We start from the raw sequence: 12,353 nt of genomic DNA, 5'->3' as shown, positions 1-12,353 counted from the left end.
CCGGCCTGCCACCGGGCCCGGCCCCCCGCGGCCCCGCCCGGGGCGCGCCCGGGGCCCCCGGGGGGGCCGGGCGTCCGGCCACGTCCCTTTCCTGGACCACTCTGTTACGACACCTCGGCCACCAGCTCGGTGGCCCGTGAGGCGGGTACGCCCGCCGCGGTCAGTACGGCGACCGTGGCGGAGCTGCCCGCCTCTTCTGCTGCCAGCAGCCCGTCGTTCACCGCCTCCGTGACCGCGAACAGCATCTGCTCGTGCACGTACGCCAGCGCCGGCGCGGGCAGCGGCGAGCTGAAGACGCCCTCGTCCAGGCCGCGCTGGAGCAGCCGGACCTTGGCCTCGCGCAGCGGTGCGAGGCGTTCGCGGATGCCCTGCACGGTGACCGTGCGCTGGGCCAGGGCCACCAGCAGCCGGTAGCGGTCGGCGATCTGCCAGAGCGCGAGCACCGAGCGGGCCACCGCCTCCGCCGGGTCCGTCACCCCCGCGCGTGCCGTCGCGTCCGCCTCCGCCAGCGCCGCCACGGCCCCGTCGACCAGCGTGCTGATCAGCGCCTCCCGGTTCGGGAAATGGCCGTACACCGTCCGTCGTACGACGCCCGCGGCGCGCGCGATCTGGTCCATGGAGGCGTCGGGATCGCGCAGCAGTTCGGCGAGGGCGACGTCGAGGATGCGGCGCCGGTTGGTGTCGGCGCGGCTGGTGTTACCCGTGGTCATGGCAGTCATTCTGCATGCCCTTCCCTGGCTTGCACAGTGTTGTGCAACTGACGTACATTGCACATGGTTGTGCAATTGCACGACGCTGTGCAAGTCCTGCACGGCACCTCCGTCGCGTAACCGAGGAAGGCGATCCCTGCATGCGACTCGTCATGACCGAACCGGTCGAGAACATGGAGCGCCCGTACGCCCGGCGCTGGTGGGCGCTGCTGGTGCTCTGCCTGAGCCTGCTGATCATCGTGATGGCGAACACCGCCCTCACGGTCGCCGCGCCGGACATGACGAAGGACCTCGGGCTGTCCAGCGCCGATCTCCAGTGGGTGATCGACGGCTACACCGTCCCCTACGCGGCGCTGATGCTGCTGCTCGGCGCGATCGGCGACAAGTACAGCCGGCGCGGGGCGCTGGTGCTCGGACTCGTCGTCTTCGGCGGCGGAGCCGTCTTCGGCTACCTCGCCGACAGCTCCACGACCGTCATAGCGGCCCGCGCGGTGATGGGCGTCGGCGCGGCGCTGATCATGCCCGCCACCCTCTCCCTGCTCGCCGCGACCTTCCCGCGGGCCGAGCGCGCCAAGGCCATCACCCTGTGGACCGCCACCGCCGGGCTCGCCATCGCGGCCGGCCCGGTCGTCGCCGGCGCCCTGCTGCGCGACCACGGCTGGTCCTCGACCTTCCTGATCAACGTGCCCATCGCGGCCGTGGCGATCGTCGGCGCCTTCGTCCTCGTACCGCCGTCCAAGGCCGGCCACCACGACCGCATCGACTACGTCGGCGGCCTGCTGTCGGTGATCTGGGCCGGCTCGCTGGTCTACATGATCATCGAGGGCCCGCACTTCGGCTGGGGCGTCAAGGCGATCACCGCGGCCGTGCTCGCGGGCGTCGCCCTGGTGGCCTTCGTGCTCTGGGAGCTGCGCCACCCGCGCCCGATCCTGGACGTCCGCCGCTTCGCCGAGCGCCGCTTCGCGGGCTCCAACCTCGCCGTCGCCCTGTTCTTCCTGGCCGTCTTCGGCGCCTTCTACTTCCTCACCCAGCACCTCCAGTTCGTCCTCGGCTACGACGCCCTGGAGACCGGTGTGCGCATGCTGCCGCTGGCCGGTGCCGTCTTCGTCGGCTCGGCCCTGACCGGCTGGCTCACCCCGCGCGTCGGCATGAAGTGGACCGTCAGCGCCGGCATGGTCGGCGGCACGACGGCGCTGGCGCTGCTCACCCGGGTGGACGCGGGATCGACGTACGGCGACTTCGTCGCGCCCCTGATCATCCTCGGCCTCGCCATCGGCCTCGCCCTCTCGCCCTGCACCGACGCGATCATGGGCGCCTTCCCCGAGTCCGAGCTGGGCGTCGGCGGCGCGGTCAACGACACCTCGCTGGAGCTGGGCGGCTCGCTCGGCATCGCGATCCTCGGCTCGCTGCTCGCCACCTCGTACGGCAACCACCTGGCCGACGCCACCGCCGGCAGCAAGCTCCCCGCGAGCGCCCTGGACACCGCCCAGGACTCGGTCGGCGCCGGCTACGCCGTCGCCCAGGGCATCGGCGAGAAGGCGCACGCGGCGGCCGCCCGGGCGGCCAAGGCGACCGACCCGCAGCAGGCCGCGCAGCTCAAGCAGCAGGCCACCGAACTGGCGGCCGGCGCCCGGCAGATGGCGGACGCCGTCGGCTCCTCCTTCTCGGACGCGGTGGCGCACACCAGCCTGGTCGGCGCGGTCGTCCTCGGCATCGGCACCGTCCTGGTGGCGGTCCTGCTGCCCCGCCACGCCGCCGAGCCCAACGCGGCCGAACCGGAGGTGAAGGAAGCGGAGAAGGAACCGGCGGAAAGCGCGGCCGGCTGACGTCCGCGCACGCCGATCGGCTAACGTGCCGCTCCGGGCCCGACCGGAACGGCACGTTCGCGTGTGGCGTCCGTATGGGTGGAAGTCAGCACGTGTACGGAGGCACGGGGGATGAAGATCGACTGGGACCGGCGGACCTGCGCGCGCAAGGGCCATGTGACCTACGCGCCCGACGACCCCCGGCTGCGCATCCGGCTGCACGCCGAGACCGCGCTCGGGGAGGTGTGGCGCTGTCTGCGCTGCGGTGACTTCGTCCTGGGCGAGCCACACGGCTCCGGACCGGCCGCCGACGCGCCGCTCGTGCCCCGGGGGAAGGTCCTGCGCGACCTGTTCATCCTGCGCTTCCTGTCCATCGAGCGGGCGGTGCGCGGGGTGTTCATCGTGCTCGTCGCCGTGGCCGTGTGGAAGTTCAGCAACAGCCAGGACGCGGTACGGCGGCTGTTCAACCAGAACCTGGACGTCTTCCGCCCGGTGTTCCGGCACTTCCACTACGACCTCGACCACTCCCCGGTCGTCGGCTCCATCCAGAAGGCCTTCGGCTACAAGCACTCCACGCTGCTGCTGGTCGCCGCCCTGCTCCTGGCCTACGCCCTGATCGAGCTGATCGAGGCGGTCGGCCTCTGGTACGCCAAGCGCTGGGCGGAGTATCTGACGGTGGTCGCCACCGCCGCCTTCCTCCCGCTGGAGATCTACGAACTGACCGAGAAGGTCAGCTATCTGAAGATCGCCACCCTGGTCCTCAACATCCTCGCCGTCCTCTATATCGCCGTCGCCAAACGCCTCTTCGGCCTCCGCGGCGGCCGCAAGGCCTTCGAGGAGGAACGCCACAGCGCCTCCCTGCTGGAGGTCCAGGAGTCGGCGGGGCTGCCCGTCTGACGCCTCGGCGCGCGGGCGACGGTCCCGCGTTGGCGTGCTGTTGGTGATCGGTTGGCGGCAGCTGTGACCCTTGAACCACGGCGGTCACCACTGCCGCCGACCGCACCGCTCAGTTCATACGGGGGTAAGTCTCATGTTCCAGCGCATCACCGCACGCACCGGCGCGCTCGCCGCCGCGTCCCTGGCCGCCGCCACGCTGCTCACCTGCTCGGGCACGGCGGTGGCCGGCACCAACGGCCAGCAGATCGTCTACACCGACGCGTCCAACAGCCTCACCCACTCCATCCAGATCGAGGGCTACAACCAGAACGGCCAGTACCTCGACCAGTGCTTCCAGGTCAACGCCGGCGGCAAGACGTACATCTCGGGCTGGTGGTGGAAGGGCAGCGAGTACGTCAAGGCGTTCGGCAACAGCGGCTGCACCGGCTCCAGCTGGCGCTACGGCACCACGGTGAACGTCCCGGCGTACCAGTCCTCCTCCGACTGGTTCCCCGTCTGGGGTTACTGACCCGCGGGCGCGCCCAGCGTCTCGGTGAGCGCCTTCGGCAGCCACTCCCTTACGGCGCCGAAGGCGAAACCCAGCTCCGTCGCCCGGGAGTTGTCCATGCCGTAGGCGCGGCGGAAGGCGAAGGGGGAGAGGGGGCCGGAGCCGGTGATCTCGAACACCGGCTCCTTGGCGTCGAGGTGCCGCGCCAGCGCCGAGCCCAGCTCCTCCAGGGTCAGCAGGCCGTGCGAGGCCGCGTTCACCGGGCCCGTGAAGTCCTGGCCGGCCGTCCAGTGCAGGAAGTCCGCGATCTCCTCGACGTGGATGTAGGTGGCCGGCCGGGTGACCGGCGGTACGGCGAGGGGCGCGCCGGCGGCGATCCGGTCCGCGTAGTGCTGGAGCCGGCCCGTGAAGTCGTCGTCACCGCCCAGCACATGGGCCACCCGCACGGACACGAACGGCAGGCCGGAGCGGGTGAAGACCGCCTCCGCCTGGCGCTTGCCCTCGCCGTAGTGCCCCTCCAGGAACTCCGGATCGTCCCAGGGCAGCGCCGGGTCCACGGCCACCCCGCCCAGGTCCACCGCACTCTCCGCAACGAGTGCGGGCGAGTCCTCGTGCTCGTACACCTCCACCGTGGAGGTCATGACATAGCGCCCGGTGCGCCCCGCGAGGACCCGGGCGGCGATCTCCGCCTGACGCGGGGTGTAGCAGACCTGGTCGATGACGACATCGAAGGTACGGCCCGCCAGCGCCGAGGCCAGGGCCGCCTCGTCGGAGCGGTCGCAGACCAGGTGCAGCGCCCCGGCCGGCGGCGCCGACGAGCCCCGGTTCAGGACCGTGACCCGGTCGCCGGCCGCCAGCAGACGGGCGATCAGCCGCTTGCCGAAATAGCGGCTGCCGCCGATGACCAGTACCTCTCGTGCCTTTGTCATGACCATAATTCTCCGGGGCCGACCGCCCGCTCTGAAGGGGGAGACATGGGAGATACCGTCGCCGCACCGAAGGAACAGCGGCATCTGCGGGCCGTCGCCGACGAAACGCCGGTGGCCTTCGACGGCGTGGACCGGCAGATCATCCGGCTGCTCCAGACCGACGGGCGGATCAAGCTGAGCGAGCTGGGCCGGCAGGTCAGCCTCAGCCCGGCGGCCGTCGCCGAGCGGGTGCGCCGGCTGGAGGCGGCCGGAGTGGTCGAGGGATACGGCGCCCGGGTGGCCCCCGCCCGGCTCGGCTACGGCCTCCAGGCCTTCGTCCGGGTCAACCCGCACGGCGGATACACCCTCAAGCACCCGCGGACCCTGGAGCTGATCGAGCGCCCGGAGATCACCGAGGTGCACCATGTGGTCGGCGAGGACTGCTGGATCCTCAAGGTCGCCGTCACCGGCACCGGGCATCTGGAGGAGATCCTGGAGCAGATCTCGGCGCTGGGCCGTACGACGACCTCGATCGTGCTGTCGTCCCCGGTGCCCCGCAAGCCGCTGCTGCCGCCGGCCTTGCCTTGACGTCGACGTCAACACCTACGGTCGTACGCATGCGAATCGGCGAGCTGGCCGCACGGGCCGGAACCACCACCCGCACCCTGCGCTACTACGAGGCGCGGGGGCTGCTGCCCGCCCGGCGCGACGACAAGGGACACCGCGCCTACGACGAGGGCGACCTCAGGCTGCTGGAGCAGATCAGGACGCTTCAGGACTTCGGGTTCGACCTGGAGGAGACGCGGCCGTTCGTGGAGTGTCTGCGGGCCGGGCATCCCGAGGGCGACTCCTGCCCGGCCTCGCTCGTGGTCTACCGGCGCAAGCTGGCGGAGCTGGACGCGCTCATCGGGCAGCTGACGGCGGTGCGGGAGACGGTCGCGGAACAGCTGGTGCGGGCCGAGCAGGCGCGCGACGAGCTGGCCGCCGAGGCGCTGGTTCCGGGGGGCCCGGAACCCGTGTGCGAACTGGGAGGACCGACGCGATGACTGTGGTGAGCGGACTGGATCAGGTGACGGACGCCGATTTCGCGGCCGAGGTGCTCGGCGCGGAGCTGCCGGTACTGGTGCAGTTCACCGCCGACTGGTGCGGACCGTGCCGGCAGCTGGCACCGGTGCTGAAGGACATCGCCTTCGAGGAGGGCGACCGGCTGCGGGTCGTACAGATCGACGTGGACCGCAATCCGGAGACGACCATCGCCTACGGGGTGCTGGCCACACCGACCCTCATGGTCTTCAAGGGCGGTGAGCCGGTGCGGTCGATGGTGGGTGCGCGGCCCAAGCGGCGGCTGGTGGAGGAGCTGGCCGACGTGCTGTAAGACGTGCTGTAAAAAGGCCCGGGCCCCGGCCCCGGCACAACAAAATCCCCCGAGCAATTGCGCTCGGGGGATTTTGCTGCGTATATTCGGTGGTTCGCGACTTCATTTCGGACAGGTCGCGAAGAAGCTTGATGAGCAGAGTATATCCGGGCGGGAGCGGAATTGTCAAACAGGAAGCCAAACAGCGAATTTCCCGACGATGAATTGCGCCACGAACAGGAATTCATCGACGGACTGTACGCACGCGTGGACGCGCTCCGCGGCGAGACCGAGACCTCGGTCGCGGACGCGCTCGCCCAGGGCGACAAGCCCATGCAGGCCCGGCTGGAGCGGGACATCCTGGTCGCCGAGCGCTCCGGACTGCTCGCCGCGCTGAACGCCGTCGACGGCTCGCTCTGCTTCGGCCGGATCGACCTGGCCGACGGCTCGGCCCACCACATCGGCCGGATCGGGCTGCGCGAGGACGACGCCGCGCGCACCCCGGTCCTCATCGACTGGCGCGCCGAGATCGCCCGCCCCTTCTACCTGGCCACCGGGCACACCCCGATGGGGCTCAGGCGGCGCCGGCACATCACCAGCGAGGGCCGGACCGTCACCTCCCTGCACGACGAGATCCTCGACCTCGGCGACACCACCCGCACCGGCCACGAGGACCCGGGCGGTGACGCCGTGCTGCTCGCCGCGCTGAACTCGGCCCGCACCGGCCGGATGAGCGACATCGTGCAGACCATCCAGGCCGAGCAGGACCGGATCATCCGCGCCCCGCACCGGGGCGTCCTGGTGGTCGAGGGCGGCCCCGGCACCGGCAAGACCGCGGTCGCCCTGCACCGCGCCGCCTACCTGCTCTACGAACACCGGGAGCTGCTCGCCCGCCGGGCCGTCCTGATCGTCGGCCCCAACCCCGCCTTCCTCGGCTACATCGGCGAGGTGCTGCCCGCCCTCGGCGAGACCGGGGTGCTGCTGGCCACGGTCGGCGAGCTGTTCCCCGGGGTGAAGGCCACCGCCGGCGACACCCCGCGGGCGGCGGCCGTCAAGGGCCGCGCGGACATGGCCGAGGTGCTCGCCGCCGTCGTCGCCGACCGGCAGGCGCTGCCCGACCCGGTCATCGCGATCGAGCACGACCGCGAGGTGCTGATGCTGGACGACGGCCTGGTGAACGTCGCCCGCGAGCGCACCCGGGCCGCACGGCTGCCGCACAACGTGGCCCGTGAGCACTTCGAGGGCCATATCCTCAATGCGCTCACCGAGCTGTACGCCGAACGCGTGGGCACCGACCCGTACGACGGCAGCAGCCTGCTCGACGCCTCCGACATCACCCAGATCCGCGACGAACTCGCCGAGAACCCCGAAGTCTGGGACACCATCGACCGGTTGTGGCCCCGGCTCACCCCGCAGCGGCTCGTCGCCGACTTCCTCGCCGAACCGGACGGCTACCTCGGCCAGGAGGACGCCGACGCGGTGCGCCGCCCGGTGACCCGCGCCTGGACCGTCGCCGACGTCCCGCTGCTGGACGAGGCCGCCGAACTCCTCGGCGAGGACGACCGGATCGTGCGGGCCCGCGCCGAACGGGAACGCGAGACCGCGGTCGCCTACGCGCAGAGCGTGCTCGACGTGTCGTACGCCTCCCGGACCTTCGAGTTCGAGGACAAGGAGGACAGCGACCCGGAGGCGTCCGAGGTGCTGTCCGCGCACGACATCATCGACGCCGAGCGGTTCGCCGAGCGGCAGGAGGAGGCCGACCACCGCAGCGCCGCCGAGCGCGCAGCCGCCGACCGCACCTGGGCGTTCGGCCACATCATCGTGGACGAGGCGCAGGAGCTGTCGCCGATGGCCTGGCGGCTGCTGATGCGGCGCTGTCCTACCCGCTCGATGACGCTGGTCGGCGACCCCGCGCAGACCGCCGAGGCGGCCGGCGTCGGCTCCTGGGCGGACATCCTCGCCCCCTATGTCGAGGACCGCTGGGAGTACACCCGGCTCGGCGTGAACTACCGCACCCCGGCCGAGATCATGGAGCTGGCCGCGGCCGTGGTGCGCGCCGGACGGCCGGACTTCGAGCCGCCGTCCTCGGTCCGCTCCACGGGCGTACCGCCCTGGGTGCGGCAGGTCTCGGGGGACCTGCCCGGGGCGGTCGCCGAGGCGGTCGCCGAACTCACCCCGGCCGAGGGCCGCCTCGCGGTCATCGCCCCGCGCGAGCTGCACCGCTCGCTGGCCGCCCGGCTCGACGGGGTCACGGCCGGCGCCGAACCCGACCTCACCCGGACCGTCGTCCTCCTCGACCCCCGCCAGTCCAAGGGCCTGGAGTTCGACTCGGTCCTGGTGGTCGAACCGGGCCGGTACGGCACCAGCGACCTCTATGTGGCGCTGACCCGGGCCACCCAGCGGCTCGGCGTGCTGTACACCGGTGAGCCGCCCGCGGCCCTCACCGCCGTGCGCTCCAGCGGCTGAGGCTGCCGTCGACCGGACCCGGGGGATACGTGAGCGTCCCGCGTGTCCCCCGGGTCCGGGCGTCGGGCCGCCAGGGGAAAACCCTCAGGCGGGTCGCAGCCACACCGTCGCCAGCGGCGGCAGGGTCAGCCGGACGCTCGCCGGCCGGCCGTGCCAGGGCCGCGGCTCCGGCTTGACCGCCTCCGGCGTGGTGACATCGCCGCCGCCGTACCCCGCGGCGTCGGTGTTGAGCACCTCCACCCAGGCGGGTATGTCGTCCGGGACACCCAGGCGGTAGTCCCGGCGGACCACCGGGGCCAGATGGGAGACCGCGAGCAGCGGGCTGCCCTCGGCGTCGTACCGCAGGAACGCGAAGACGTTGTCGTCCGCCGCGTCCCCGACCACCCACTCGAAGCCCGCCGGATCGGTGTCCCGCCGCCACAGCGCCGGCGTCGCCCGGTACAGCGTGTTGAGGTCGCGGACGAGATCCCGCACGCCCCGGTGGTCCGCGGCGGCGCCGTACGACGGGTCGAGCAGCCACCAGTCCGGCCCGCGCGCCTCGGACCACTCGGAGCCCTGCGCGAACTCCTGCCCCATGAACAGCAGTTGCTTGCCGGGGTGGGCCCACATGAAGCCCAGATAGGCACGCAGGTTCGCCCGCTGCTGCCACCAGTCGCCCGGCATCTTCGACACCAGCGACCGCTTGCCGTGCACCACCTCGTCGTGCGAGATCGGCAGCACGTAGTTCTCGCTGTACGCGTACACCATCGAGAAGGTCAGCTCGTGGTGGTGGTACCTGCGATGCACCGGCTCGTGGCTCATGTACTGGAGCGAGTCGTGCATCCAGCCCATGTTCCACTTCAGCCCGAAACCCAGGCCGCCGAAGCCGCTCGGACCCTGGTGGTGGGTGGGCCGGGTCACCCCGTCCCAGGCCGTCGACTCCTCGGCGACGGTCACCACGCCCGGGCAGCGCCGGTAGACCGTGGCGTTCATCTCCTGGAGGAACGCCACCGCGTCCAGGTTCTCCCGGCCGCCATGCTCGTTCGGCGCCCACTGCCCCGGCTCGCGCGAGTAGTCCAGGTAGAGCATCGAGGCGACGGCGTCCACCCGCAGCCCGTCGATGTGGAACTCCTCGCACCAGTACACGGCGTTCGCCACCAGGAAGTTGCGCACCTCGCGCCGGCCGAAGTCGAACTCCAGGGTGCCCCAGTCCGGATGCGCGGCCCGGCGCGGATCATGGTGCTCGTACAGCGGACGCCCGTCGAACTCGGCCAGCGCCCAGTCGTCCCGCGGGAAGTGTGCCGGCACCCAGTCCATCAGCACCCCGATCCCGGCCTGGTGCAGCCGGTCCACCAGGTACCGGAAGTCGTCGGGCGTGCCGAGGCGGGCCGTCGGCGCGTAGAAACCGGTGACCTGGTAGCCCCACGAGCCGCCGAAGGGATGCTCGGCGACCGGCATCAGCTCCACATGGGTGAACCCCAACTCGCTGACGTACTCGGTGAGTTGGTCGGCCAGCTCGCGGTAGCCCAGCCGGGGCCGCCAGGACGGCAGATGGACCTCGTACACGGAGAACGGCGCCTCGTGCACCGGGATCTCCCCGCGGCGCGCCATCCACTCCGCGTCGCCCCACTCGTAGTGCGAGGCGTGCACGACCGAGGAGGTGGCGGGCGGGGTCTCGGTCCGCCGGGCCAGCGGGTCCGCGCGCAGGGTGTGCGAACCGTCCGGGCGGGTGATGTCGAACTTGTACAGCTCGCCCTCGCCGACCCCGGGCACGAACAGCTCCCAGACCCCGGAGGAACCGAGCGAGCGCAGCGGATGACCGGTGCCGTCCCAGAGGTTGAAGCTCCCCGCGAGCCGCACCCCGCGCGCGTTCGGCGCCCACACCGCGAACCGGGTGCCGGTCACCCCCTGGTGGGTCATGACATGCGCGCCGAGCACCTGCCACAGCTGCTCGTGCCGGCCCTCACCGATCAGGTGCAGGTCCAGCTCGCCGAGCGTGGGCACAAAGCGGTAGGCGTCCTCCGTCTCCACGGCGGCGTCGTCGTACGCGACCAGGAACCGGTACTCCGGGACGTCCCGCAGCGGCAGCACCCCGGAGAAGAACCCGTCCCCGTCGTCGTGCAGTTCGGCGTGCACTTCGTCGCCGACGACCGTGACCGAGCGCGCGTACGGCCGCAGCGCCCGGAAGGCGACACCTCCGGGCACCGGGTGCGCGCCCAGCACGGAGTGCGGGTCGTGGTGGGTGCCGTGCAGCAGCCGGTCCCGGTCCTCGGGCGGGACACCGGCCGGACGGATCGGCTTGTCGGCCTTCGGGATCACGGACGGGCCTCCTGGTCGGACGTGATGGCGAGCCGGCGGACCGCCGACAGCGGTACCGGCAGCCAGTCGGGGCGGTGGCGGGCCTCGTAGACCACCTCGTAGACCGCCTTGTCGGTCTCGAAGGCCCGCAGCAGCAGCGGATCGGAGCGCGGGTCGCGGCCGGCCACCTCCGCGTACCCCGAGCAGTAGGCGGCCCGGCAGGCCCGCGCCCAGTCCGGCGCGGGCGCGCTCGCGGAGTGGGCCGCGTAGTCGAAGGAGCGGAGCATCCCCGCGATGTCCCGCACCACCGGCTGCGGCATCCGGCGCTCGGCCGACGGCCGGGCCGGCTCGCCCTCGAAGTCGATCAGCGACCACTGCCCGGACGGCGAGCGCAGACACTGCCCGAGGTGCAGATCGCCGTGCACGCGCTGGGCGGTCCAGGTGTGGCCCTCGGCGGCGAGCGAGGCCAGCGCCGTGTAGGCGGAGCGCAGCCCGCTCTCGTACGGCCGCAGGACCGGCACCGCCTGGACGGCCGCCGCCAGCCGCTCCGTCATCGCCTCGACCATCGCCCGCATCTGCACCTGGCCCAGGGTGACCGTGGGCAGCGCGCGGGCGAGCGCGGTGTGCACCTCGGCGGTGGCCCGGCCCAGCGACCGTGCCTCGGCGAGGAAGTCCTCGCCCTTGGCCAGCTCGCGCAGCGCCAGCTCCCAGCCGTCACTGGCACCGGCCACGAACGGCTGGAGCACGGCCAGCACATACGGGTCCCCGCCCAGCTCCGCCCGCATCCAGGCGGTCGGCGCGGGCACCCGGGGGCAGCCCTCGCGGGCCAGCGCCAGCGGCAGCTCCAGGTCGGGGTTGATGCCGGGCTCCACCCGGCGCAGCAGCTTCAGGATGAACGTATCGCCGTACACCACCGAGGAGTTGGACTGCTCGGCGGTCATCAGCCGGGCCACCAGACCCTCCCGGATCTCCTGGCCGGGGTCCCGCTCGAAACAGAGCCCGCCGATGCGGGCCTGGGTGCGCAGCGCCTCCAGGAGCACCTCGGCGGGCCGGGGGTCGTACAGGGCGTCGTACACCGTGCGTCCGGCGAGCGGACCCTGTTCCACATGTCCGATCAGCGCGGGCGCCAGCCGGGGCGGCAGCGCCTCGCGCACGCCTATCAGCAGCTGGTAGCAGTCCCCGGGGTGCGCGGGCGCGCCCGGCACGGGCGGCTGGTGGACGCGCAACAGCAGGTGGTACAGGCCGAGCCGGCCGTCCGGCGGCAGCAGTTCGGTGGCGGCCACGGGGGTGAACCCGGTGACCGGACGGCCCTTGCCCGCGAACCAGCGCTGCCGGGGCAGCCAGGTGCGGAGCAGCGGTTCGAGCGAGGCGAGGAGGGGGTCGAGACCGGTGGTGCCAGAAGAGGAACTGAAGGGGGTGACCGTTTCCGCCATGGGCGTCACGTCCTTT

11 protein-coding genes are annotated in these 12,353 nt (G+C 72.1%); 7 read left to right on the top strand and 4 right to left on the bottom strand.

Features of this window, described 5'->3' with window-relative positions; genetic code table 11:
- Positions 1 to 104 precede the first annotated feature (104 nt).
- Positions 105 to 719, bottom strand: coding sequence for a TetR/AcrR family transcriptional regulator (locus ACFVIU_RS01595; RefSeq protein WP_385839885.1), 615 nt, complete (start codon positions 717 to 719; stop codon positions 105 to 107).
- A 131-nt stretch (positions 720 to 850) separates the two neighbouring features.
- On the opposite strand from ACFVIU_RS01595, the gene ACFVIU_RS01590 reads away from it, so the two are divergent.
- The 3 genes from ACFVIU_RS01590 to ACFVIU_RS01580 all read left to right on the top strand — a co-directional run bounded on the left by ACFVIU_RS01590 (position 851) and on the right by ACFVIU_RS01580 (position 3,920).
- Positions 851 to 2,536, top strand: coding sequence for an MFS transporter (locus ACFVIU_RS01590; protein ID WP_385839884.1), 1,686 nt, complete (start codon positions 851 to 853; stop codon positions 2,534 to 2,536).
- A gap of 111 nt (positions 2,537 to 2,647) precedes the next feature.
- Positions 2,648 to 3,412 carry a DUF2127 domain-containing protein gene (locus tag ACFVIU_RS01585; protein WP_385839883.1) on the top strand — a complete coding sequence of 255 codons (765 nt, stop codon included), beginning with the start codon at positions 2,648 to 2,650 and terminating at the stop codon, positions 3,410 to 3,412.
- 133 nt (positions 3,413 to 3,545) lie between these two features.
- Entirely contained in the window at positions 3,546 to 3,920 is a 375-nt protein-coding gene (locus ACFVIU_RS01580; protein ID WP_385839882.1) for a hypothetical protein, read from the top strand.
- Here ACFVIU_RS01580 and ACFVIU_RS01575 read toward each other — a convergent pair.
- A complete protein-coding gene (locus tag ACFVIU_RS01575; RefSeq protein WP_385839881.1) occupies positions 3,914 to 4,828 on the bottom strand; it encodes an NAD-dependent epimerase/dehydratase family protein in 915 nt (304 codons plus the stop codon). The two genes, ACFVIU_RS01580 and ACFVIU_RS01575, sit on opposite strands and share 7 nt — an antisense overlap.
- 45 nt (positions 4,829 to 4,873) lie before the next feature.
- Between ACFVIU_RS01575 and ACFVIU_RS01570 the strand changes: the two genes are divergently transcribed.
- From ACFVIU_RS01570 to ACFVIU_RS01555, 4 genes are all read left to right on the top strand, one after another.
- A complete protein-coding gene (locus ACFVIU_RS01570) occupies positions 4,874 to 5,395 on the top strand; it encodes an Lrp/AsnC family transcriptional regulator (protein WP_385839880.1) in 522 nt (173 codons plus the stop codon).
- Between the two features lie 29 nt (positions 5,396 to 5,424).
- A complete protein-coding gene (locus ACFVIU_RS01565; protein WP_385839879.1) occupies positions 5,425 to 5,853 on the top strand; it encodes a MerR family transcriptional regulator in 429 nt (142 codons plus the stop codon).
- Positions 5,850 to 6,182: a thioredoxin family protein gene (locus ACFVIU_RS01560; RefSeq protein WP_385839878.1), complete on the top strand. Its 333-nt coding sequence runs from the start codon at positions 5,850 to 5,852 to the stop codon at positions 6,180 to 6,182. Before ACFVIU_RS01565 ends, ACFVIU_RS01560 begins: the two co-directional genes overlap by 4 nt.
- 144 nt (positions 6,183 to 6,326) lie before the next feature.
- Positions 6,327 to 8,627, top strand: coding sequence for a HelD family protein (locus ACFVIU_RS01555; protein ID WP_385840309.1), 2,301 nt, complete (start codon positions 6,327 to 6,329; stop codon positions 8,625 to 8,627).
- An 84-nt stretch (positions 8,628 to 8,711) separates the two neighbouring features.
- On the opposite strand, the gene glgB is transcribed toward ACFVIU_RS01555, so the two are convergent.
- Both glgB and ACFVIU_RS01545 read right to left on the bottom strand, forming a co-directional pair.
- Positions 8,712 to 10,925: a 1,4-alpha-glucan branching enzyme gene (gene glgB, locus ACFVIU_RS01550; RefSeq protein ID WP_385839877.1), complete on the bottom strand. Its 2,214-nt coding sequence runs from the start codon at positions 10,923 to 10,925 to the stop codon at positions 8,712 to 8,714.
- On the bottom strand, positions 10,922 to 12,337 hold the full coding sequence (locus ACFVIU_RS01545) for a maltokinase (RefSeq protein WP_385839876.1): 1,416 nt from the start codon (positions 12,335 to 12,337) through the stop codon (positions 10,922 to 10,924). Before ACFVIU_RS01545 ends, glgB begins: the two co-directional genes overlap by 4 nt.
- Between the last annotated feature and the right edge of the window lie 16 nt (positions 12,338 to 12,353).

This window comes from Streptomyces sp. NPDC127190 (assembly GCF_042672505.1).
In the GTDB taxonomy this organism is placed as follows: Bacteria; Actinomycetota; Actinomycetes; order Streptomycetales; family Streptomycetaceae; genus Streptomyces.
This window is presented reverse-complemented; position numbering and strand designations above follow the sequence as displayed.